At 64.3% G+C, this 22,688-nt stretch carries 25 protein-coding genes; 11 read left to right on the plus strand and 14 right to left on the minus strand.

Going from position 1 to position 22,688, the window contains the following annotated elements; genetic code table 11:
- The first annotated feature begins 88 nt into the window (after nt 1-88).
- Nucleotides 89-1,000, plus strand: coding sequence for a DMT family transporter (locus ACUCCZ_RS07155; RefSeq protein WP_462981568.1), 912 nt, complete (start codon nt 89-91; stop codon nt 998-1,000).
- A 9-nt stretch (nt 1,001-1,009) separates the two neighbouring features.
- Here the strand turns inward: ACUCCZ_RS07155 and ACUCCZ_RS07160 are convergent, their stop codons facing one another.
- The 4 genes from ACUCCZ_RS07160 to ACUCCZ_RS07175 all read right to left on the minus strand — a co-directional run bounded on the left by ACUCCZ_RS07160 (nt 1,010) and on the right by ACUCCZ_RS07175 (nt 4,711).
- Nucleotides 1,010-1,657, minus strand: a complete 648-nt coding sequence (locus ACUCCZ_RS07160; protein WP_435916878.1) for an MBL fold metallo-hydrolase — start codon at nt 1,655-1,657, stop codon at nt 1,010-1,012.
- 78 nt (nt 1,658-1,735) lie between these two features.
- Nucleotides 1,736-3,154 carry a class II 3-deoxy-7-phosphoheptulonate synthase gene (locus ACUCCZ_RS07165; protein ID WP_435916879.1) on the minus strand — a complete coding sequence of 473 codons (1,419 nt, stop codon included), beginning with the start codon at nt 3,152-3,154 and terminating at the stop codon, nt 1,736-1,738.
- A gap of 77 nt (nt 3,155-3,231) precedes the next feature.
- Complete coding sequence (locus tag ACUCCZ_RS07170; protein ID WP_435917054.1) at nt 3,232-3,804, minus strand: 1-acyl-sn-glycerol-3-phosphate acyltransferase; 573 nt, start codon at nt 3,802-3,804, stop codon at nt 3,232-3,234.
- 151 nt (nt 3,805-3,955) lie between these two features.
- Nucleotides 3,956-4,711, minus strand: a complete 756-nt coding sequence (locus ACUCCZ_RS07175; RefSeq protein WP_435916880.1) for a lysophospholipid acyltransferase family protein — start codon at nt 4,709-4,711, stop codon at nt 3,956-3,958.
- A 60-nt stretch (nt 4,712-4,771) separates the two neighbouring features.
- Here ACUCCZ_RS07175 and ACUCCZ_RS07180 point away from each other — a divergent pair, with 60 nt between their 5' ends.
- Nucleotides 4,772-5,179 (plus strand): hypothetical protein, encoded by a 408-nt coding sequence (locus ACUCCZ_RS07180; protein WP_435917055.1) that lies wholly within the window; start codon nt 4,772-4,774, stop codon nt 5,177-5,179.
- 4 nt (nt 5,180-5,183) lie between these two features.
- Here ACUCCZ_RS07180 and ACUCCZ_RS07185 read toward each other — a convergent pair whose 3' ends face one another.
- Together ACUCCZ_RS07185 and ACUCCZ_RS07190 are read right to left on the minus strand one after the other, a co-directional pair.
- A complete protein-coding gene (locus tag ACUCCZ_RS07185) occupies nt 5,184-6,251 on the minus strand; it encodes an ROK family glucokinase (RefSeq protein ID WP_435916881.1) in 1,068 nt (355 codons plus the stop codon).
- Between the two features lie 6 nt (nt 6,252-6,257).
- Nucleotides 6,258-7,340 (minus strand): C40 family peptidase, encoded by a 1,083-nt coding sequence (locus ACUCCZ_RS07190; protein WP_435916882.1) that lies wholly within the window; start codon nt 7,338-7,340, stop codon nt 6,258-6,260.
- Between the two features lie 312 nt (nt 7,341-7,652).
- On the opposite strand from ACUCCZ_RS07190, the gene ACUCCZ_RS07195 reads away from it, so the two are divergent.
- Nucleotides 7,653-9,416: a DEDD exonuclease domain-containing protein gene (locus ACUCCZ_RS07195; protein ID WP_435916883.1), complete on the plus strand. Its 1,764-nt coding sequence runs from the start codon at nt 7,653-7,655 to the stop codon at nt 9,414-9,416.
- Here the strand turns inward: ACUCCZ_RS07195 and ACUCCZ_RS07200 are convergent.
- Nucleotides 9,336-9,857 carry a rhomboid family intramembrane serine protease gene (locus ACUCCZ_RS07200; RefSeq protein ID WP_435917056.1) on the minus strand — a complete coding sequence of 174 codons (522 nt, stop codon included), beginning with the start codon at nt 9,855-9,857 and terminating at the stop codon, nt 9,336-9,338. The genes ACUCCZ_RS07195 and ACUCCZ_RS07200 overlap by 81 nt on opposite strands.
- 251 nt (nt 9,858-10,108) lie before the next feature.
- Nucleotides 10,109-10,621 (minus strand): peptidylprolyl isomerase, encoded by a 513-nt coding sequence (locus ACUCCZ_RS07205; RefSeq protein ID WP_435916884.1) that lies wholly within the window; start codon nt 10,619-10,621, stop codon nt 10,109-10,111.
- A 183-nt stretch (nt 10,622-10,804) separates the two neighbouring features.
- On the opposite strand from ACUCCZ_RS07205, the gene ACUCCZ_RS07210 reads away from it, so the two are divergent.
- From ACUCCZ_RS07210 to ACUCCZ_RS07220, 3 genes are all read left to right on the plus strand, one after another.
- Nucleotides 10,805-11,821, plus strand: coding sequence for a sunset domain-containing protein (locus ACUCCZ_RS07210; protein ID WP_435916885.1), 1,017 nt, complete (start codon nt 10,805-10,807; stop codon nt 11,819-11,821).
- 263 nt (nt 11,822-12,084) lie between these two features.
- A complete protein-coding gene (locus tag ACUCCZ_RS07215; protein ID WP_435916886.1) occupies nt 12,085-12,564 on the plus strand; it encodes a hypothetical protein in 480 nt (159 codons plus the stop codon).
- A gap of 9 nt (nt 12,565-12,573) precedes the next feature.
- On the plus strand, nt 12,574-13,284 hold the full coding sequence (locus ACUCCZ_RS07220; protein ID WP_435916887.1) for an A24 family peptidase: 711 nt from the start codon (nt 12,574-12,576) through the stop codon (nt 13,282-13,284).
- Here the strand turns inward: ACUCCZ_RS07220 and trpD are convergent.
- The 3 genes from trpD to ACUCCZ_RS07235 form a co-directional block, all read right to left on the minus strand.
- On the minus strand, nt 13,271-14,323 hold the full coding sequence (trpD, locus tag ACUCCZ_RS07225) for an anthranilate phosphoribosyltransferase (RefSeq protein ID WP_435916888.1): 1,053 nt from the start codon (nt 14,321-14,323) through the stop codon (nt 13,271-13,273). The two genes, ACUCCZ_RS07220 and trpD, sit on opposite strands and share 14 nt — an antisense overlap.
- Nucleotides 14,324-14,337: 14 nt before the next feature.
- A complete protein-coding gene (locus ACUCCZ_RS07230; RefSeq protein WP_435916889.1) occupies nt 14,338-14,781 on the minus strand; it encodes a response regulator transcription factor in 444 nt (147 codons plus the stop codon).
- 226 nt (nt 14,782-15,007) lie between these two features.
- A complete protein-coding gene (locus ACUCCZ_RS07235; RefSeq protein ID WP_435916890.1) occupies nt 15,008-15,325 on the minus strand; it encodes an MGMT family protein in 318 nt (105 codons plus the stop codon).
- Between ACUCCZ_RS07235 and ACUCCZ_RS07240 the strand changes: the two genes are divergently transcribed.
- Together ACUCCZ_RS07240 and ACUCCZ_RS07245 are read left to right on the plus strand one after the other, a co-directional pair.
- The gene (locus tag ACUCCZ_RS07240; RefSeq protein WP_435916891.1) at nt 15,324-16,850 is read left to right on the plus strand and encodes a GuaB1 family IMP dehydrogenase-related protein; all 1,527 of its coding nucleotides are present in this window, start codon (nt 15,324-15,326) and stop codon (nt 16,848-16,850) included. The two genes, ACUCCZ_RS07235 and ACUCCZ_RS07240, sit on opposite strands and share 2 nt — an antisense overlap.
- Before the next feature lie 65 nt (nt 16,851-16,915).
- On the plus strand, nt 16,916-17,572 hold the full coding sequence (locus ACUCCZ_RS07245) for an NAD(P)H-binding protein (protein WP_435916892.1): 657 nt from the start codon (nt 16,916-16,918) through the stop codon (nt 17,570-17,572).
- Nucleotides 17,573-18,062: 490 nt separating this feature from the next.
- Here the strand turns inward: ACUCCZ_RS07245 and erpA are convergent, their stop codons facing one another.
- From erpA to ACUCCZ_RS07260, 3 genes are all read right to left on the minus strand, one after another.
- A complete protein-coding gene (gene erpA / locus ACUCCZ_RS07250) occupies nt 18,063-18,416 on the minus strand; it encodes an iron-sulfur cluster insertion protein ErpA (RefSeq protein ID WP_435916893.1) in 354 nt (117 codons plus the stop codon).
- A gap of 173 nt (nt 18,417-18,589) precedes the next feature.
- Nucleotides 18,590-18,880 carry a PspA-associated protein PspAA gene (gene pspAA / locus ACUCCZ_RS07255; protein ID WP_435916894.1) on the minus strand — a complete coding sequence of 97 codons (291 nt, stop codon included), beginning with the start codon at nt 18,878-18,880 and terminating at the stop codon, nt 18,590-18,592.
- Entirely contained in the window at nt 18,877-19,680 is an 804-nt protein-coding gene (locus tag ACUCCZ_RS07260; RefSeq protein ID WP_435916895.1) for a PspA/IM30 family protein, read from the minus strand. Before ACUCCZ_RS07260 ends, pspAA begins: the two co-directional genes overlap by 4 nt.
- Nucleotides 19,681-19,879: 199 nt before the next feature.
- Between ACUCCZ_RS07260 and ACUCCZ_RS07265 the strand changes: the two genes are divergently transcribed.
- The 3 genes from ACUCCZ_RS07265 (at nt 19,880) to ACUCCZ_RS07275 (ending at nt 22,611) form a co-directional block, all read left to right on the plus strand.
- Nucleotides 19,880-20,632, plus strand: a complete 753-nt coding sequence (locus ACUCCZ_RS07265; RefSeq protein WP_435916896.1) for a DUF3043 domain-containing protein — start codon at nt 19,880-19,882, stop codon at nt 20,630-20,632.
- Nucleotides 20,633-20,712: 80 nt separating this feature from the next.
- A complete protein-coding gene (locus tag ACUCCZ_RS07270; protein WP_435916897.1) occupies nt 20,713-20,931 on the plus strand; it encodes a hypothetical protein in 219 nt (72 codons plus the stop codon).
- A 153-nt stretch (nt 20,932-21,084) separates the two neighbouring features.
- Nucleotides 21,085-22,611 (plus strand): leucyl aminopeptidase, encoded by a 1,527-nt coding sequence (locus ACUCCZ_RS07275; protein WP_435916898.1) that lies wholly within the window; start codon nt 21,085-21,087, stop codon nt 22,609-22,611.
- The last annotated feature ends 77 nt before the right edge of the window (nt 22,612-22,688 follow it).

The raw sequence follows: 22,688 nt of genomic DNA on the forward strand, positions 1-22,688 counted from the left end.
GGGTTGCAGGGCGAAGATTCTCCCGCGTATCATCTGATTCGTGGTTGGTTTTCGTTCTTCGCGCCTTGCTGTGCCCGCTCTCCTTCTCGTGGCTGCTCTCTGGGGATCGACCCTGGTCGTCATGAAGGGCGTCTACGCCCACATGAGTCCCGAGAACCTGCTCGCCTTTCGTTTTGCCCTCGCGGCGGTCGCCTTCGGAATCCTCTTTCCCAAGGCTTGGCGTACTGACATGCGCACCATCACCAAGGGAGTCGTCCTCGGTGTCCTCTTCGCCGCCGGGCAGCTGCTCCAGTCCATCGGACTCAGCAGCACCCAGGCTGCCACGAACGGATTCATCGCCAGCCTGTACGTCGTCTTCACCCCGCTGTTGGCGGCCGTCATCTTCCGCAAGAAGGTGTCCAGTGCCGTGTGGGGAGCTGTTGCCCTGGCGACTGTCGGTATGGGAGTGCTGGCCCTTGACCCGTCCTCGCTCGGGAGTGGGTTCGGTGGTATCGGCCAGCTGTTGACCCTGGCCTCCGCCCTGGCCTATGCCGGCCACATCGTCGCAACCGGACGTTTCGCCAACCCGTCCAATGTCGCCTCGCTGGGCCTCTACCAGACCATCACCGTCGCCGTCGTCTGCGTCATCGCGGCCCTGCCCGGTGGCCTGGGCGCTCCCACCCACCCGGAGGACTGGCTCGCCCTGGCCTACCTGGCCATCATCTGCGGCACCTTGACGACCTTCATGCAGAGTTGGGGCCAGGCCCGCGTCGAGTCCGCCCGCGCCGCCGTCATCATGTGTACCGAACCGCTGTGGGGAGCCATTTTCGCCATCGGCCTCGGTGGCGAAACCCTCACCGGTCGCATCACTGTCGGCGGTATCGCGATCCTGGCCGCCATGGCCCTCGTCGTCCGCCCGCCTCGTCGTCGTCGCGGTGCACCTCAGCACCATCCCGAACCCCCGGTGCCCCAGGTCGATCCGGCCTGGGCTCCGAGGTTCGGGATGGACCGAATGCTCTGAATTCGTGGGTCAGTCCTCGGGAACTTCCCAGGGCTGGCCATCGCGTAGATCGTGGAAGGTGGTCGGGACCATCTCCTGGTGACGGTCGAAGGACAGCTGCCAGCCTCGCTCATTGAGCAGGCCCTCATGGATGAGGAACCCATGACGGGCTCCCACCGACTTGGCGAAGTCGAGGGTCTCCTTCATGGCCGCCCACGGACCATGGGCTGGGCAAGCCAGCACGTCGACTCCTCGCGGAGTTTCGTCCAACTCATCACCGGGATGGAAGAGGATTGTGCCGAGTCCCTCGCCAATGAGGTACCCGACGTTGCCGATCGGCTCCAGATCCCGATGGATGATCGCGTGATGGCCGCCCACGGCCTCAATCCTCACCTTGCCGAGTTGCACCACGTCGCCCGGGGCGATGGGGTCTGCGTCAAGGGCAGGAACCTCGTGGCTCGCACCCTGTTCGGCGCGCACCACCGCCCCCGAGTTGGCGTCGACCAGAGTACCGATGTGCTCAGGATCAACGTGATCGGGGTGGCGATGGGTGACGAGGATGGCGTCCAAGTCGGTCAGCCCGTGCCAGGACTGGCTGAGGTTGCCGGGGTCGACGAGGATCCGCTGCCCGGCTGCTTCGACGAGGATGCAGGAGTGTCCCAGATGCGTGATTCTCATGACTCCAGTGTTCCGCCGCCGCCGGCCGACGGCAACCAGTTCAGAGGCATTCGCCACTGAACTGGCCCACATCGCGCATCACAGGTCGATGCTGCGGAACCTCGCCAACGGACTGACGGCGTTGCGCTTGAGACGACCGTCAGCCAGCCTTTCGGCGATCATGAAGGCCAGTTCCAAGGACTGGTTGCGGTTCAGACGAGGGTCACAGGCAGTTTCGTACCGATTCGCCAGGTCGGCCTCGGCGAGCATGTCGATGCCCCCCAAACACTCCGTGACGTCGTCACCAGTCAACTCGATGTGCACGCCACCCGGCCAGGTACCCAGTTCTTCGTGGACGTCGAAGAAGCCATTGACCTCGTCGCAGACATCAGCGAACGACCGCGTCTTGTAACCGTTGTCGGCCTCGAAGGTATTACCGTGCATCGGGTCACAGCTCCACACCACCTTGCGGCCAGTGGCCTCGACGGCCTTGATGACCCTCGGCAAGTTGGTGCGTACTGCCTTGCTGCCCATCCGGGTGATGAAGGTGAGACGCCCAGGCTCGTGGTCCGGATCAAGAACGTCCGCGATGGCGACGGCGTCCTCTCCTGTCGTCGTCGGACCAAGCTTGACCGCCAACGGGTTGCGCACATGACGCAGGAACTCAACATGGGCACCGCCGAGTTGACGAGTCCGCTCGCCGATCCACAGCAGGTGGCCCGAGCAGTCGTAGGGCAGCTGGGAGCGTGAATCGATCCTCGTCATGGCGTGCTCGTAGTCGAGCAGCAAAGCCTCATGGCTGGCGTAGAAGTCGACCGTCGACAGCTGGTCATCCTCGACTCCACAGGCCATCATGAAGACCAGTGCCCGCTCGATCTCTGATGCCAACGCCTCGTACCGGGCCTCGACGTGAGAGTTGCGCACGAAGTCGGCATTCCAGGCGTGGATGCCACGCAGGTCGGCGAAGCCACCGGTGGCAAAGGCCCGAACCAGGTTCAGGGTCGCTGACGACGCGTTGTAGACCCCGACCAGACGCTTCGGGTCGTGCACGCGTGCCTCCGGGGTGAACTCAAACCGGTTGACCGCATCGCCCCGGTAGCTGGGCAGCGTGAGGCCCCGTCGGGTCTCGGTGTCCTTGGAGCGCGGCTTGGCGTACTGTCCGGCGATGCGTCCCACCTTGACCACCGGGAGCTGACCGGCGTAGGTCATGACGACCGCCATCGACAACAGCACACGGAGTTTTCCCTTGATATTTGCGGCATTGACGCCAGCGAAAGTCTCCGCGCAGTCGCCACCTTGCAGCAGGAAGGCCTCACGATTGGCAACCGCTGCCAGATGGGCGCGAAGGTCGTCGCACTCCCCTGCAAACACCAGCGGGGGCAGGGCGCGAAGCTGTTCGATCACCTCGGCAGTTGCCTGGGAATCTGGGTAATTCGGTTGCTGGACCCGTGGCAAAGCGTTGAGGGCCTCGAGACTGGGAACGCTCTGGGACATGGCCGGGAGTTTACTTCCCGCCACCGCGATCGGTGGTTGTGTTCCACACAGTGACGGACTTAACAGTTTTCAAACGCTCAGACCCGTGCCCGGCCTGGCGTTCACCGGCCCGGGTGAATGTCGCGTTCTGCCAACCGATCGGCCAGCGAGGCCTTCCGGGCCTGAAGCTGAGCAGCCAGTCGGGCCTTCTCCTCCTCGCGGGCAAGCTCCTCGGCGTCGCGTGCGCTCTCCTGGCGCAGCTGCTCCCCCTCGGTCTGACGGCGCCTCTTACAATCCCGTCTCATTTTGCGCACGCGCGAGATCCAGATGAGTGGACGCGGCCGAAGATCTCCCCGAACCGCTGGATGGTCCTGATAGGTCAGTCCTGTCAGATCGCACAGAGCCAGAGCGACGTCGTCGGCAGCTGCTCTCAGGACCGCGTGAGAGTGCGGCGTGGCGGCATGCCGAGACAGGTCGACCGGATCCCCGAGGACGAGCTTTCCGTCGGTGACCTGGGCTGGCACGACGAGGGCCCCGGCAGCAAGCGCCAACCGGGCGACCTCAACATCGATCCGATGGATCTGACCTGCCCAGCTGTGCAGCCCCTCAGGCGCCATGACGACGACGCATCCCTGGGACAGGTGCTCTCGTGCCTCGCCATGGGATTGCTGACCCCTGGCTCGACGTCCGGACATCCGATAAACCTTGCGGTGAGTTCCCGCCAGGCACTGCCCGGCGGTCGCGAGATCTCCGCGGCGACGCAGGTGAACCGCAACGATCACCGGTTGAGCAGGCAGGGCTTGACCCGTCACCTCGCCATGGGATCGACGCAACCAGTTCATACGATCAGGCCTTCGTCACGCGCGGCGGCGGCACCGGCTTGCTGCCTGGTCGCAGCTTGACGAACTTCGAGACATCCTTGCCCTTGAGATTGCCGTGCTTCACCCGGAAGCCATACACGTCGACATATCCCTGGCCGGTGAGATCACTGATCGCTCCCATCACCTCGTCGGTGACCCAGCGCAGTACGGCGGTCTCCTCGGCGCGATCAGCCAGCACATCGAAGTGCATGGGCTTGCCGAAGACGATGGTCGGGTGGTCCAGCAACGGGATTCCGAGAACCTTGCGCCTCACCGTGGTACCGCTGATGCCCACCGGCACGACGGGAGCTCCCGAACCGAGCGTCATTCGGGCAACACCCGTCTTACCCTTGTAGAGTCGCCCATCGGGAGAGCGAGTTCCTTCCGGGAAGATGCCGACCAGGCCGCCCTCGGCAAGTCGGCGTTCCACCGGGCCCATGGCATTGACGCTGGTGCGCCCACCCACGCGATCCAACGGCACCTGATCGACAGCACGCAGAAACCATGCGACCACCTTCGACCCCAATCCGCGGTCCCCGGCAAAGAGTTCCTTCTTGGCCGGATAGGTGAGCTTGCGATCAATCATGGACGCCACGATCACGGGGTCCAGCGCCGCAATGTGGTTGCAAGCCAGGATCACCCCACCCCCGGTGGGTATGTTTTCCTCACCGATGACACGGGGGTGCCACAGGGCTCGCACTCCTGGTCCGAAGAGCGCATACTTGAAGAACTCATACCACATGGGGCCTCCTCGGCGATCAAGCCTAGCGGCACCTCGAGTTCCCTGACAGGTGGAGGGATGATGGAAAGCGACGACAACGACGTCGATGCCGCTTTCGAGGAGCTCATAGCTCGCGAATTCGGGGAGGTTGTCACCGCCCCGGTTCGCCCTCGTCCCGAACACCGACCGGTACGGCGTGTCCCGATCCCCATTCACCCTGAACCCACACCCGATCCCGATGAGATCGATGAACCATTACCGGTCGAACCGCCATCTCCGACCAGCGCAGCCACGAAGGTCGGACTCATCCTGGTGGCGATCTGCATCGTCACGGTGCTGCTGTCCATGGGAGGGATCAACGTCCCTACAACGGCGCTCATCCTGGCGATCACGTCGGGAGGAGCCGGAATGAGCCTGCTCATCTGGCGGGCCATCACCCGACGGGAACGCGACGACGATGGCCCGTGGGGCAATCACTCTCGGCTGTAGCCGCTCACCTGTCCCGGACGACGGGACCGGTAAGGGTCTCGGTGAGGCTCTGACGCAGTGTGCGCCGTGGCTTGCGAGCAGTACGCCGACGCGGCCAGAAACCGCGTGCCGGGCCCGGTGGCTCATTGATGGAGTGGCGAGCCAGATCAGCCGCGCCGATCAGCCCTGCGTCATTGCCGAAATGAGCCTTCTGAATGTCGGCCATGGGCCGGAAACCGCGACCGGTGAGGGTACGGGCGTACACCGTACGGGCGGGTTCGAGCAGCAGGTCCCCGGCAGCACTGACGCCACCACCGATGACGAAGAGGTCAGGGTCGAGGGCGGCGGCAAGGTTGGCCATGCCACGGCCCAGCCAGATACCGATGTCCGCAATGAGTTCGATGGCCAGCCGGTCGCCGTCCACGGCTGCACGGGTGACATCGGGGCCAACGAGGTTCTCAGGATCGCCATCGGTGACATAGGACAACAGGCCCTGGGCGCCGGGAGCGCCTTCCGCTAGAAGGGCACGAGCATCCCTCACGAGAGAGTTCCCGGACGCGTACTGCTCCCAGCAGCCACGGTTCCCGCACGGGCACCAATGACCTTCCGGGACAACCGTCATGTGGCCGAACTCGCCGGCCATGCCATAACGGCCACGGAACATCCGCCCGTTGATGACCAGTGCCCCACCGATGCCAGTTCCCAGGGTGAGACACACCATGACTCGCGACCCTTTACCAGCTCCGAAGCGGAACTCGGCCCAGGCGGCTGCGTTGGCGTCGTTGTCGACGAGCACGGGGACGGTGATGCGCTCGGACAACCGATCGCGCAAGGGCTCGTTGCGCCATGCCAGGTGCGGGGAGAATCGCACAAGGGCTTGCTCGGTGTCTATCCAACCGGCGGCACCAATACCAACGGCGCAAATGGGATGGTCGTGGGACAGTTCACGAACTGATTCGACGATCGCGTCCTCGACGGCCTCCGGGCTGCGAGAGGGGGTCGGACGCTGGATACGCCGAACGATCTGGCCACTGTCATCCACGACACCGGCGGCAACTTTCGTGCCGCCGATGTCTATACCAACGCTAAGCAAGGAAGGTCAGCCGAGACGGCGCGCACCCTGGTAGGACATGTGGCGCGACAGATTGGAGATCTTGATGCCGGTACGCGGGTTGGAGGCATGAACGAACCTACCGCCACCGATGTACATGCCGACGTGACTGATACCGGGGTAGAAGAAGACGAGATCACCCGGCTGGAGGTCAGACATCGGAACTGGGGTACCGACCCGAAACTGCTCAGCGGCTGTACGGGGAATGCTGAGGCCAGCCCGCGCCCAGGCGGCCATCATGAGCCCTGAACAGTCAAATCCGTTCGGTCCGGTACCACCCCAGACGTAAGGCTTGCCCACCTGCGCCAGGGCGAAGCCCAAGGCGGCCTGAGCACGAGCCGACGAGGTCGAGGAAGGGGTGGGAATCGCCATGTCCTTGGCGGTCGCGGAGGTCTGAACGGCCGAGCGTCCCGCAGCCCGGGAGACAGCGTTGGTGGCGGCTTCAGCGGCCTGACGTCTGGCCAGTTCCTCGCGCTGGTGCGCGGTGAGGCGATCGACGACAGCCTTTGCCTCCTGCTCCTTCTTCTTGGCGTCAGCCAAGAGCTTCGCCTGCTGGTCGCGCTGGGCCTGGATGGTCGCGCGGTCTGCCTCTGCCTGCGACTTGAGGGAGGCCAACCGAGCCTGCTGGGCCTGGAAGGCCTGGAACTGCTCAGTGGTCCGATCGGTGACGTTCTGGACGGTTGCCAACTTGGACAGGAACTCGCCGGACTCACCGCTGGTCACGAGCTGAGTGGTGGTCGAGACCCCGCCGCCACCCTGGTAGTCGTTCAGGGCGACACGTCCGAGAGCACGGCGCATCGTCGCGACCTTCGCAGACTGAGCCTTGAAATCCTTCTCAGACCGCTTGAGGTCCTTCTGCGCCTTGACGAGGGCAGCTTGGGCCCTGGAGTAATTCTCCTGCACCTTGGCAGCCTGCTCATCGAGCTGGGCGAGGCGGGTCTTCGCCTGATTAATGGGATCAGGTGTTGCATTGGCTCCGGGTTCGACAGACGCCACCGTGCCGAGGACGATCGCGCCGGTGATGGCCGCCACCGCGGCGCTGTGTCCGCGTCGATGGGTGCCACCACTCATTCGAGAAGCTCCACGTTTGTGCTCCACAGTCAACCCTTCACCATCACCTGTCCGGCCCGACCGCGTCATCACGCGATACGCACCGTATCATCCATCCAACCGCGATGTGGTCGTCGGATCAGGACCATGCCCGCCAACTGAGAGAATCTTATGCGGTCCTCAGGAGCAGGGCAACTCGTTGGCGCAACCCGCTCACAGCACTGCGCGAATATCGTCAACACATGTGCACAACACGACTCGGACAAGACTGTTCTCCACCGTTCTCGCTCATGTGCAGCATTCTTGTCGCCGGGACTGTCTACCGTCCCCATCATGAGTGCCGCATCGCTCCAGCCGTCTTTCGACGATCTGGGCACTCCTCTGTCCGACGTCACCTTCTGCGTCGTCGACCTCGAGACCACTGGTACCGGCGACAATGCCCAGATCACCGAGATCGGGGCTGTCAAGGTGTGCGGAGGTCACGTTGAGGGCGAGTTCCAGACCCTCGTTCGCCCTTCCGGGACAATTCCGGCTTCCATCCAGGTCCTCACCGGTATCACGGACGCCATGGTCCGGACGGCACCGCCACTGGCCGCTGTCCTACCGAGTTGGTCAGAATTCAGTCGGGGCACGGTGCTGGTCGCCCACAATGCCCGTTTCGACGTCGGCTTCCTGAAGCGGGCCTATGCCGAGCACGGCTACTCGTGGGCGAACCCTGGTGTCGTGGACACCCTGGCATTGGCTCGCTCCGTACTCTCCCGTGACGAGGTTCGCAACTACAAGTTGGGCACCTTGTCCCAGTTGTTTCGGACCACGACGACGCCGTCCCATCGCGCGCTGGCCGATGCTCGTGCGACCGTCGATGTCCTGCACGGTCTCATCGAACGGGTGGGAAACCTCGGTGTCACCACGATGGAAGACCTGCTGGAGATGACTCACCGGGTCCCCCGAGCTCGGCGGCGCCGCCGGGTGTGGGCCAAGGACCTTCCGGAAGGCCCTGGTGTGTACTGGTTCTGCCTCGACAAACCGGCGCCTTCCCCACCCGAGGTGCTCTACGTGGGCAAGTCGGTCAACATTCGACGCCGGGTGTCGCAGTACTTCACAGCCTCCGAGACGCGGCGCCGGATGGACGAGATGATTCGGGTTGCAACAGGGGTGAAGGCCCGAGAATGCTCAACTCGCCTTGAGACGGGAGTGCGAGAACTACGTCTCATCGATGCCCACCAACCGCGGTACAACCGTCGTTCGCGTCACCAGGGATCGGTGTGGTGGGTCACCCTCACCAAAGAGACTCATCCCCGTACCTCTGTGGTGCGACGTGCTGATCGCGGATCACAGCCGCCCTGGGGACCGTTCACGAGTCGTCGCGCGGCAACTCGCGCCGCCATTGTCCTCGCTGAAGCGTTTGGCCTTCGACAGTGCAGCGGCCCACTGTCACGTCATCCTGACGGCTGCCCGTTAGCCGAGATGAAACGATGCTCAGCTCCTTGCCTGAATCCCGCCTTCGAGTACTCAGCACTCATCGACCGCACTCGCATGGCCATGATCTCGGACGTCCGGGACCTCACAGATCGGCTTGCGGAACGAATCGCCCACCTGTCCGACGCCGAGCGCTTCGAGGAGGCCGCGGAATACACCGAGGACGCTCGCGAAGTGCTGAGGACCACCCGCCGACGTGCCCGGCTGGCGTCCTTGGCGTCCTGCCGCCAAATTGTGGCGGCCCGGCGGGAAGGTGCTTTCTGGGAGATTCACGTCATCCGACACGGACGATTGACCGGAGCAGGACGATGCCGCGCAGGAATTGACCCCATGCCCGTCATCGATGCGATCTGTGCGACGGCCGAGACCGTCGTCACTCCCCCACCAGGTCTACCGGCATGCACCGTCGAGGAAGCCGAGTTGGTCGCATCATGGTTCGAAGAACCCGGAGTCCGGCTCGTCGACATCACCGGGGAATGGTCATGGCCAGCTCACTGCTGCGTGACCACCGAGGAACTCGCCGCGCGAGTAGCCGCCTCACACCACCCAGGTGACGATGAGGGCAGCGAGACACACTGCGAGGATTGCCAACCCCGCCCCGGTCCGGCGACGCCGTGAGAACCACCGGGTCTGCAGCCACACCCAGCCCGACACCGCTCCAACGACAACCGCACCGATATCGGCGATCCAGGTGTTCGACCCGATCACGATGGCCCAGATGATGAACATCGTCAGCAAGATGATGTCCGCGCGAATGTCTTGTTTCTGGGCGTACTTGACGACTGCCGATGCCGCCATCAAGCCGAACAAGCCACACATGGATCCTTCGACGCAGTACGGCACTCCCGCAAGGCTGATGGCTGTCGATCCACCGACCCCACACAGCAGGTACAAGAACGCGAACTGCACCGAACCGATCATCGGCTCGATCTGATGGCCGATGAGTACCAGGAGCAGACCACTCAGGACGGCACTGAAGACGGATGACGCCGTCAAGGAGAAAACCAGCGGTCGCCAGACCTGGAAGTCATAGGCCTTCACCGCTCCGGATGCCAGCATCGATGACAAAGGGGTGAATCGTGCCGCGATCGTCGCCAGCACGGTCGCGACGGCCAGGGCCAGCGAGGCCGGACACAGTGCCGGGGCAGGACGGACGGGGTGTTCACTCCAGCGGTCAGGCATGAATCTCCTCTGGTCACAAGGCCGTCAACGACGGAAAGGCCACAGTGGTGGAAACGCCCCGAGGTGCGGCCACCTCGGGGCAGGTACCCGGCCCCGCGAACAACTCCGCGAGACTCGGGGCTCAAGGATCAGGAAAGCTCGACGCTCTCGATGACGACCGGCTCGACCGGACGATCCATACGGCCAGTGCGAACCTGAGCGATCTCGTCAACGACCTTGCGGGACTCCTCGTCCGCTACCTCGCCGAAGATGGTGTGGCGACGGTTCAGGTGCGGGGTCGGGGCAACAGTGATGAAGAACTGGGAACCATTGGTGCCCGGACCAGCATTCGCCATGGCCAACAGGTAGGGCTTGGAGAAGACGAGCTCGGGGTGAAACTCGTCAGCGAACTGGTAGCCGGGACCGCCAGTTCCGGTACCGAGAGGGCAACCACCCTGGATCATGAAGCCGTCAATGACACGGTGGAAGGTCAAGCCGTCATAGAACTTGCCAGTGGTCGGCTGACCGGTGTGCGGGTCGACGTACTCCTTGGTGCCGCCAGCCAGTCCGACGAAATTCTCGACGGTCTTGGGGGCCTGATCGGCAAAGAGATTGAGGACGATGTCGCCGTGGTTGGTGTGCAGAGTCGCGGTAGAGGCCACCTGCCTGCCTTCCTGTGAGAAACGATGTGGTCAGTTCCAGACTACTGACTCTCCCGCCCTACTGGCTGGGATTGGCTCTCCGGTGAACACCAGGAACTGCGAATCCCTGGTCTGCGAGCCATTTGACGGATACCGTGGACGGTGCTCGATCACGAGCTTAATCCCATATGAATTGGAGGAACCGTGTCCTGCAAGAAGAAGGCTTCCCGCAAGACCGCCGCCGCAAGCAGCCCCAGCACGCTCAAGGAGCAGCGTGCACAGGCGCTGGAGATCGCCGCCGCATACCTCACAGCCGCCCAGGACAAGGCTGCTCCGCTGGCCGCGCAGGTCAATGACAAGATCGGACCGCTGACAGACCAGCTCTCGGACAAGATTGGCCCCATCTCCGAGAAGCTCGGACCCATTTCCGACCAGGCTGTCGAGGCTGGCAAGAAGGCACTTGACGTCTCGAAGGAGTACACCCAGGACAAGGTCGTCCCGGCCCTCCACCAGGCCTATGACACCTTCCAGAAGGATGTTCTTCCTGGCCTCGAGGAACGCGCCGAGAGGGTTGCCGCCATGCCCGCCGTCGAGGAGGCCACCCGCCGTGGACAGGCCGCCGTCTCCGCCCTCAAGGGTGAGTCGACCGAGCTGGCCGCCAAGGCCGGCGTCGAGACCACGTCGGTCAAAAAGGCCAAGCACCGCAGCAAGCTCGGCAAGGTGCTCGGCACTCTCGCCGTCCTCGGCGGAATCTCGGCTGCTGCCGTCGTCGCCGGCCGACGCTTCATGAGTTCCTCCGACGATGGCTGGACTGCCCACGAGCCCAAGGTCACCTATTCGTGGACTCCGGGGGACAAGGGCAAGGCGACCGACAAGCCCGCTCCGAAGTCTGGCGACAAGCCGGAGCCGAAGACGGACGGCACGTCGGTTCCGGCCGACCCCGTCGCCGCGATGGCCAACGAGGGTGGTCCCGCTGCCGCTGCTCCCGAGACGACCGCCGAGACCACCGAGGCTCCCGAGGAGGGCACGAAGGACGAGAATTCGAAGGCCACCTCGTACGTCGGCGAGAATCCGCCAAAGGAATACGTCATCAAGGGCAATGACCGCTCGATGAAGTACCACGTCCCCGGTTCCGGCGGTTACGACCGCACCATCGCCGACGTGTGGTTCGCTACTGAGGAGGCCGCCCAGGCTGCCGGGTTCACCAAGGCCCAGCGCTGAGGTTCTCACTCCCCACTTTCGACGGGGCTCGTCACTCGACGGGCCCCGTCGTGGTGTGTGGCGACCGTTTCGTGGAGATGACATGGCTCCCCTCGCATCCCCGATTTATGTGACCTAAGTCTCGTTGCGCAGCCTGAAATGTTACAGTCCTGTAACAATACATTTTTGATGTCACATTCGGCGTCTGTGATGGCACTTATGCCTATTAGAAGAGTGTTCCATACCCCTTGGGAGGACACACCACCGACAGAAAGGCCTGTCACATGACCAGCCCCGATCTCCAGTCCTCGACGACGCCGACAGCATGGGTCGACGCCCGTTACTTCTCCCTCCACGTCCGTTCCCTCGTTCATGAGTGCCGCGTCCCGTGGCGAGTCATCGCCCTCCTCGCGCACGTCCCGAGCCAAACCGTGCGACGACTCGCCGGACAGGGCGACCGTCCCCTGCAACGGATTCGTGCCATCGATGCCATGCGCATCCTCACGGTCAGTGTCGATGACGTCGAGGCAGCACGAGGCAGGGGCGTACCAGCCGGAAGTACCCGGGCCAGGGCTCTCGCCCTCCAGAAAACTGGTTGTGACGTCGAGGACATCGCCACCATGCTCGACGTGACAATTCCCCAGGCTCACGCCCTCCTTGACGGAACGGCGGACATGTGCACCGAGATGACGCGGCTTCGGGGCCGCGCGGCATGTGAGGCTCGTGGGCTGCTCGCCACTGCCGAGCCCCTCACGTCCTTGTGAGCCACCCCCATGTGGGCCGTCCTCGGGATCGCAGTCTCCTGCGGGCTCGCGCTGTGGCATCTCCTCGTCACCGTACCCCGGCTGACAGAACCAACTGTCGATGAGGTAGGTGAGGGGGTCCTGGGCATCAAGCCGCGATATGACTCCCTTGCCACGCCGATTCGGACCCTCGTCGTCATGGCTACAGCCGCCGTATGTGGTTTTTCCTCGACCTCCGCTCCCAGGTGGAGTTGGGGACTCTGGTGGGTCTGGTCCGGGTCGGTCGCGACCCTCGTGGCCGTCGATCAAGCCACCACCTTCCTGCCGGTAAGGCTATGGCGCCGCTGTGTCGCCGAATCAGCAGTCGCACTCATCGCAGGCCTGGTCGTCACGTGGCCACCACACTTACCAACTCTGGCCGGATGTGTTGCCACGGCAGCGGTAGCGACCGGCTTTTTCTGGCTGATGTGGCGGCTGACTTCCTCCCTCGGGTATGGGGACGTCAGGCTGTCCGCCGGAACGGGGTTTCTCGGTGCGACGACGGGCATCCTTGCCCCTCACCCAGACACCTTCCAAGCTGGCATGACGACCTTGCTTGCCGCAACCATGCTGGGAGCAGTAGTCGCGATCGTGACGACACTCATTCGCCGACACCGACCCTCGCCATGGGGATCAACATTCGCATACGGCCCGGCCTTGTGGGCCGGGCCGTGGGTAGCTCTCGCGATCAGTCTGAGGTGACCGAGATCCAGCTATCGAGGCGATCGCTGGCGGCCCCGGAATCAATGGACTGGGCCGCACGCTCCAACTCGTGTGCCAGCTGCGGGGCGACGTCGTCATCAACCTTGGGACCGTCATATGCCAGCAGGGCTGCCGCCGCGTTCAGCAGGACGATGTCGCGCACCGGACCGCGCTCTCCCGCCAACACCTTGTGGACGACACCAGCGTTGAACTGCGGGTCCCCTCCCACCAGGTCAGCTGGAGCAGCCGGTGTCAGGCCCAGGGCCGCCGGATCAATCTCGTTCTGGGCAACCTGTCCGTCAGAGATGACCCAGACCTGCGACCTCGTCGTGGTCGTCAGCTCGTCGAGACCATCCTCGCCATAGAAGACCAGTCCCCGAGTGCCTCGCGTGGCCAAGGTGTCCGCGATCAGCGGAGCCATGGCACCATCCGCGATACCGATCGCCGCAGCGTGCGGGCGGGCCGGGTTCGTCAATGGGCCAAGAAGGTTGAAGGTGGTCTGAATGCCGAGCTCCTTGCGGGCCGGAGCGGCATGACGCAAAGAGGCGTGGTAGCGCGGGGCAAAGAGGAAGGCCAGGCCCACCTCGTCAAGAACGTCCGCCTGGCGATCCGGGTCAATGTCGACCCCGACACCGAGAGCCTCCAAGCAGTCTGCCGTCCCGCAGGCGGAGCTGGCAGCGCGGTTGCCGTGCTTGACGACCTTGGCCCCGGCGCCAGCAGCAACCAGGGCCGCCATCGTCGAGATGTTGACAGTATTGGCGCGGTCGCCACCGGTACCGACGATGTCAACAGCATCGCGATCCAATTCCAGCGGTGTGGCCCGGGAAATCATTCCTTCCGCCATGCCCGCGATCTCGTCGGCGGTTTCACCCTTGGCCCGCAGTGCCACTGCGAAGCCGGCAACCTGTACTGGAGTCAGTTCACCGGACAGGACCCTCTCCATTGCCATGGCGGCGGTGCCACGATCCATGTCGCGCCTCGCAACAAGATCGGTCAGCAGGTCGGCCCAGGTGAATTCGTCGATGCGATTCTCGGACATGACATTCCTTTGAGTCAGCCGGTCTGTTCGTCGGGCTTCACAGCCTCGCCGCGAGACGCACGAACAACCGCGGCAACCGTCTGGGGCAGGGCCACCGGATCGACGGGATGGGTGGCGATGGCGTCAGCATGGGACCAGGACGCCAACCAGGCATCGGCGATGCGTGACACCAGGAGAACTACCGGAGGGCAGTCCTCAACCTCATCCTTGAGCTGATGGCACACCCCCATTCCGCCGTACGGGGTCGATTCGGCATCCGCAATCAGGACGTCGTGGTGCCCACTGCTCACAGCACCGACGACCGAGGCCTCGGTAGCTGTCTCGATGACCTCGGCACGTGGAAGATCCGAGGCGATCATCCCGCTCAACGCGACCTTCACCTGCTCACGAACAGTGTGATCATCTGAGTAAACGAGAATCTTGAGAGCGCGTGACGGCTCCCCATGTTTGTCACCCATGAGCGGCCCTTTCCCTCGACGACGTGGGACTGACTGAACTGCCGGCCACCAGTAGTGGGCCGGATGCACCACAGTTGATGCTACAGCCTGCCGGGCCTCACTGGGCCGAGGCCGTCCTGACTACTGAGATGACCGGTATCACCTCGGCGGGCAAAGGACCGCTTTTGTCAGGTGCACATCCTGCCGATCCCGTCTGAACCCTGTGAAGGCTCCTCGGCCGGGGCCGTCATGCCTGGATGCGCAACCTCTGCCAGTTGCGTTCCCACTCCTGCGGATCGGGGACATGCACGCGCAGCATTCCTGGGCCCCCATCCAACCCTTCGTCGTCCCAGTGACAGCGAGCCTCAGCCATGAGGTGGTCCGGCAGGGTTCCGCGAACACTCGTAACTCGCCACCACTCCACCTCGTGACCGTGCCTGGCCATGATTGAGCCGACCCGGCGCGGGGAGGTTCCGACGAGCTCGGCAACGTCTGAGTAGGACACCACTGTTCTCGGCGGCAGGGCTTCCACCGCCGCCAGCACGTCATCGACGATCGAGCTCATGACACCAGTGTGCCGCGACTCGTCAAGACATGACCGCAAGGTGACGACGTGGGAGAATGAGGACGTGCGTTTTCTCAATGAGCAGCCGAATTACGACCTGACGTACAACGACGTCTTCATGGCCCCGAACCGTTCCTCGGTTGGGTCGCGGATGAATGTCGACTTGACGTCAACCGACGGACTGAGCACTCCCCTACCCGTCGTCGTGGCCAACATGACCGCAATCTCCGGACGGCGAATGGCCGAGACCATCGCCCGCCGTGGAGGCATCGCGATCCTGCCCCAGGACATTCCCGCCGACTTCGTCGCAAGGTCCATCCGTCGGGTGAAGGCTGCCCACACTCGTTTCGACACCCCGGTCACCGTCAGTCCGACGACGACCGTCGGCGAGGCCATGAGCCTGCTCAATAAGCGCGCCCACGGCGTCGTGCTCGTCATTGAGGACCATCGCCCCGTTGGTCTGGTTTCCCCCGCCGAGGCGGAGGGAGTGGACCGCTTCGCCCAGTGCCACGAGGTCATGACCACCGACCTCGCCCTGGTCGGGCCCGATGCCAGCCCTGACGACGTCTTCCAAGTCCTCGCGGAGCGGCACCAGAAGGTCGCTGTGGCCGTCGACGAGACCGGCGTCCTCGTCGGCATCATGACATCGCGTGGCGCCCTGCGCGCTGAGATCTACCGTCCTGCCGTCGATCCCGACGGTCACCTCATGATCGGTACTGCCATCGGGATCAATGGCGACGTCGCCGGCCGCGCCCGTAACGCACTGGGCTCCGGTTCCGACGTTCTCGTCATGGACACCGCTCACGGCCACCAGGACCAGATGATCCGGGCCATTGGCGTGGCTGACGAGGCCCGCACCACCTTCCAGGAGAGGACCGGACGCCGTATCCCCATCGTGGCCGGCAACATCGTCACCCGGAGCGGCACCCTGGACCTGCTGGAGGCCGGGGCCGACATCATCAAGGTTGGTGTCGGGCCAGGTGCCATGTGTACCACCCGTATGCAGACCGGCGTCGGGCGTCCGCAATTCTCCGCGATTCTGGAGTGTGCTGAAGCGGCCGCCGAGGTCGACGGGGCCATCTGGGCCGACGGAGGCGTCCGCCACCCCCGTGACGTCGCCCTCGCCCTAGCAGCCGGAGCCGGATCGGTCATGATCGGCTCGTGGTTCGCCGGCACCCACGAATCCACCGGAGCCATGCTCGTCGATCACGACGGCCGCCTGTACAAGGAATCCTTCGGAATGGCCTCGGCCCGCGCAGTGCGCCACCGCACCCGCCAGCGCAGCGCCTCTGAGAGGGCCCGCGCTGCTCTGTTCGAGGAAGGGATCTCCCAGTCGAAGATGTACCTCGATCCCCAGCGTCCTGGGGTTGAGGACCTCGTCGACTTCATCACCTCCGGGGTGCGATCCTCCTGCACCTACGCCGGAGCGGCCAACCTCAAGGAGTTCCACGAGAAGGCCGTCATCGGTGTGCAGTCCCCCTCGGGATATGAGGAGGGACGCGCCCTGCAACACAGCTGGACCTGAGCTGATGGCGAACTGTCACCGTCACTCACCTTGACCCGACCTTGGTCGGTTCTAGGGTGAGGGGCATGACAGCAGATCGAATCCTCATCATCGGTGGCCACGGACACGTGGCCAAGCACTTCGCGCAGCACGCTACCTCGAAGGGTCGCCACGTCGATTCCGTCATTCGGCGTGAGGACCAGGCTGCTGATGTCGTCATGTGGGGCGCAAATCCCATCGTCGCCGATGTGACCTCCCTACGGCCTTCCCAGTGGGACGATCTCGTCAACGACCACGACGCCGTGGTGTGGTCAGCCGGGGCGGGCGGCAAGGGCGGACCCGAGGACACCTATGCCGTCGACCGAGATGCTTGCAAGCATCTCGTCGACGCCATCGCGCGCTCCCCCCGCGGGCCGCGGTTCGTGCTCATCTCGTGGTGTGGCAGTCCCGACCACGGCATTCCCTCGGACAACGACTTCTTCCCCTATGCCGACGCGAAGGCAGATGCCGACCGTCACACCATGAGCTCGACGGTGCAGTGGACGATCCTTGGTCCGGTCACCCTCAGCCATGATCCCGCCACCGGCATCCATGTGCTGGAGGAGGACGAGGAGTACGAGGACGCCACAGTGTCCCGCGAGGCCGTTGCTCAGACCGCTCTTGCCTGTCTGGATGACGAGACCACGGTTGGCCGTTTCATTCGCTTCCGCGACGGTTCCCAGCCCATCGCAGAGGCCATCTGAGCCAGAACCGCGTAGCATCCTCCGACGAAGGACGGAGAAGAGCACCCTCAGGGCCATGATCCCCGACAACTCCAACGCCCAGGTACCGGCATGCTGGAGGCACGTGGTGTCGTCCTCGACCGACACCGATCTTCGTCGGAGTGGGGTCCAACTGGTTAAGATCCGGGCTCCTCCCAATGGCGCCCACCTCATGGATGACGACTCCGTCGACATCCGGGATCTTCTGCTCCATGTGGTTGAACGTCCAGGACCACTTCTGACACTTCGGGGCACGTCCCGGTCAGGGTCGTGTCGACAGCTGAATCAGCGTCCCCTGCTCATCCTTCCCCATTGAACGCCCGCCCCGACCCGGTGGGGACAGCTGATTGTTGTGGCTGCTGCACCGAGCAATAGCGAAACTGAGCCGTCCCCGTCAGTCCAGCTGGACTGACGGGGACGGCTCAAAGACCTCCGAGGGTATGCCCGGGAAGTGATCCCAGTAGTCAGCGACTCAGTGGAAGGAATCCCCACAGGCACAAGTACCGGTCGCGTTGGGATTGTCGATGGTGAATCCCTGCTTCTCGATGGTGTCCATGAAGTCGATCGTGGCGCCAGCCAGGTAGGGGGCGCTCATCCGGTCGGTCACCACGTTGACCCCGCCGTAGGTCTTGACGACGTCACCGTCGAGGTGGCGCTCATCGAAGAAGAGCTGGTAGCGCAGACCCGAGCAACCGCCCGGCTGCACGGCCAGACGCAGGGCGAGGTCGTCGCGTCCCTCCTGATCGAGCAGGGACTTCACCTTGGCCGCGGCGGCGTCGGTGAGGATGATTCCATCGGTGGTGGGGGCGTTGACGGTGTCGGTCATGTGGACTCCAAGAACGTGTGGTGGACGGTCCCGGGGAGATGACCCGGGCGGTCGATCCAGGTGGATCGGGCGGGTATGTCGTCCCGTCGCGTCGTCCACTCTATCCGCCGCGCACCGTCGACATCGAACTGTGGCAATTCAGCGTGCAGCTGAACGGGGACGTCTCACCTTCGTCAGCCGGGGATGAGGCCGTCTCCAGCAGGGTTCTCCGAGAGCCAGACCGAGACTTCCTCGATCGTCGCCGAGACATCGGGGACGATGAGGTCCGAGTCGACGATGTTGTCGTCGACAATCGGCGTGCCAGCAGTGCGGACGATCGTCACCAATTCCGAGAGAGCCTCGGTGAGCTCGCTCTGCGACGTGGTCTCGATGGCGTGTTCGACGCGGGAATCGATGCGGTTGAGATGGTCCATCTCGGTGTCGGGCACCTGCCACTGGCCCTCACCAACGATACGAATGATCATGACTGGTCCTCCTGACGCCGCACAGCACGCGATCCAGTTTCCGGGTTCATCCCCATATCGGAGCCGGGCTCCAGCTCCGGAGTTGAGTTGTCGTGGCCGGTACCCAGCTGTGCCTTGAGGGCAGACAGCTCAGCGTCGATGGAATGGTCACTGGCAAGGTTGTCGAGCTCGCGAGTGATGTCGTCTCCACAGCTACTGGTGGGATCCTCGATGGCCCCACTGGCCATGAGCTCGTCAACGGCTCCCGCGCGGGCCTGGAGCTCCATGGTCTTGTCCTCGGCACGCGTGATCGCCATGCTGATGTCGCCCATCTCCTCGTTGAGACCGGTGAAGGCCTCATTGATACGGGCCTGGGCCTCGGCCGCCGAGTAGGTGGCCTTGATGGTCTCCTTCTTCGTGCGGAAGGCATCCACACGGGCCTGAAGACGCTGGGAGCCGCGGATGAGCTTCTCCTCCTCAGCCTGCAAGGTGGCGTGCTGGGTCTGCAGGTCGTTGAGCTGAGCCTGCAGGGTCGCCTTACGGGTCAGTGCCTCCCGAGCGAGATCCTCACGGCCCTGCTCAAGAGCACGAGCAGCCGCGTTCTGCATCTTGTCGACGTCAGCCTGCAACTGGTTCATCTGCAGCTCGACGCGCTTGCGGCTCGTGGCGACGTCGGCGACGCCCCTGCGCACCTTCTGCAACATGTCGAGCTGACGCTGGTAGGAGTAATCGAGGGTCTCGCGAGGGTCCTCGACCTTGTCGAGGGCCTTGTTCGCCTTGGAACGGAACACCGTCGAAAGTCGTGCAAATATGCCAGCCATAGGTGGAGTCGAATCCTTCCCCTTCGGTGCTTGATGACTCCGGGAAGTCGTCAGCGTTACGGTTGCCTGATCCTTAGCGTACGGGACTGCGCAACCACGGCCCAGAGCAATACCCGTACAATCTTCTCAGCCCAGACAGGGTCGCCCCGGCTGGAACAGGCCACCGCGGGCACGAGTACGACACCAAAAAGGATGGATCGTGGGACTGTTCCGCCCCTATGAACAGGGAGACAGCAAGAAGGCCGGAACGGCGGGCAAGACCGTCGAGACAAAGCCGGTGTCCAGCACCGAGTCCTCCCCGTCCTCGACCGCAGCAGCTCTGAAGCCCGCCTCCGAGGCGTTGAGCTCCAGCACGGAGCAGCAGTCGACCAAGCGGCACCGCGTCGACAAGGAGCGTCGTCCAGCTGCCTCTGAAGCACCAGTTACCCACTCGAAGACCCAGGCCCGCCACGTGGCGAAACAGGGACCGACCCCGTCCCGCGCCGAGGCCGAGGCTGCCCGTCGGGAGCGTCTCAACCCGACCCTGAGCAAGAGGGAGGCCCGCAAGCGGGAGCGGCTGGCCAAACGCGAGCGTCAGGCTACGGCCATGAAGGCGGCCGAGCACCGCCCGGAGCGGGGATACATCCGCGACTACGTCGACTCCCGCTGGACCTTCAGCGAGTTCATCATGCCGATCTTCCTGGCCGTCATGGTGATCTGGTTGGCCATGCTCTTCATCGCCCCCACCGCAGTTGGCGCGATCAATGCCATGTCCTTGGGCATGCTCATCGTCATGCTGGTGTGGTTGGTCGACTCCTGGCGGTTGTGGCACGGTGCCAAGAAGGGCATCCGCGCCCGCTACCCCAACGCTCCCCTGCGCGGTCTGTGGGCCTACCTCAACAACCGAGCCATGACCGTGCGTCGCTGGCGCAACCCGGAACCACGCATCGAACGCGGCGAGAAGATCGACTGATCCCAGGCCTCCCGGTCCTGCAACCCCACGTTGATGCGTCCGTGTCCCTTTCGGGGCACGGACGTGGTTGTCTTGTGGATATGAGTTACTCGTGGATTTTCACACAGCCTCGCGTCACCGTCGAGGGGGCAGAGCACCTTGGTGAATTCGGTGCCGGCCAGCAGTTCGAGTCCCAGGAGGAGGCCGAAGCATGGCTCTCCGGAACCTGGCCCGAGTTGCAGGACGCCGGTGTCGACGCGGTCACCCTCATGGAGGACGATGAGGTCGTCTACGGTCCGATGGGGCTGTCCGAGGAATGAATTGACGCCGTCGGTGTCCTGAGAGGTGGCGGAACTCACACACCGTACGCGGCACGGGCACCGCGCCGTCTCGCACCCGAGGCGCCTCGACTAGGCTTCACGACGAGGCGTCGGCCCGGGTCTGCCCGGGCCCCATCCTGAACCGACCCCTGAATGAGAGGAATCCTCGTGGCCAACAGCACCGAGCTGCCCATCCGTCCGCGTCCCGATCTCAAGGTCTCCCGTAATGCCAACGGCGCCGACGTCGTGATCGCCGGCCTGGTCGAGAGCTCCCAGGGCCCCGCCGTCCAGGGGCTTGCACCGCGAGCCGTGAACGAAGCCGAGGAGATTTTCGGTGCTTCGCTGGCCGAGGTTGCCATCCGCGCTGGTGGCTCGACGAAGCTGGGGTCCACCGTGGTGCTGCCCTGGTCCGGGAACAGCCTCGTCTTGGTCGGCTGCGGGACTGAGGGAAGTGATACTGAGGTCCTTCGCAAGGCTGCCGGCGCCGGTGCGCGCGCTGCCGCTGCCCTCTCCCACGGCACACCCCTCAAGGTGGCCGTCGACATCGGAACCGCTTCGGCCGAGCAGGTCCGTGTCGCCGCCGAGGGTGCCCTGCTCGGTTGCTACAGGGTGCCTGTCATCACCGCGAACGCGGGTGCACCCGAGGTCTCCACCGTAACCATCGTCTCCAATGCCCGTGGCGCCAAACCCGAGCTCGACAAGGCCCGGATCCTTGCCGACGCCGTCTACACCGCCCGTGACTGGGTAGACGCTCCTGCCAACCTCCTCTACCCGAAGACCTTCGCCGCCTCGGTGCGGTCGTGGTGCAAGGACCTCAAGGACGTCACCGTCGAAGTCCTTGACGAGAGGGCTCTCGTTCGTGGCGGTTTCGGTGGCATTCTGGCCGTCGGTGGCGGTTCGGCCCACTCCCCCCGCCTGGTTCGCGTGGAGTACTCCCCGGAGGGCGCCACCACCACCCTGGCCTTGGTCGGCAAGGGCATCACCTTCGACTCCGGTGGCCTGGACATCAAGACCGCTGCCGGCATGTACACCATGAAGTGCGACATGGGCGGTGCTGCCGCCGTCCTGGCCGCTGTCGGTGCGGTCGCGCACCTGGGCCTCAACATTCGTGTCATTGCCTACGGCTGCATGGCCGAGAACATGCCCTCCGGATCGGCATGGCGACCCTCCGACGTCGTCACCATGTACGGCGGCAAGACCGTCGAGAACGCCAACTCCGACGCCGAGGGCCGCATCGTCATGGCCGACGGCCTGGCTCGCGCCTGCGAGGACGAGCCGGACTACCTCGTCGACATCTCCACCCTCACCGGCGCCTGCATGGTCGCCCTCGGCAACCACACTGCCGGGGTCATGACCTCCGGCGCCCAAGCCGCCGACACCCTGTTGGATGCCTCTGAGGCAGCCGGTGAGGACTTCTGGGAACTCCCGATAACTGACGAGGTGCGCGACGGATTGCACTCCGACATCGCCGACGTGAAGTCCTCGGGGGTCCGCGAAGGCAGTGCGATGGCCGCCGCGGCCTTTCTGCAGCACTTCGTGACGCCGGGCGTCGACTGGGCCCACCTCGACATCGCCGGCCCGGCATACAACAACGCCATGCCGCACGACTACACCCCGATCCAGGGAACCGGGTTCGGAGTGCGCACCTTGGTACAGCTCGCCGCCAATCTGGCTGACTGACGACCTTCATCGCCGCGAGGGGCAGGACTTGGAGGTTCTGCCCCTCGGCGTGTTCGGACGAGATTTTTCTGATTCCA

The organism is Cutibacterium nasicola, from assembly GCF_052654715.2.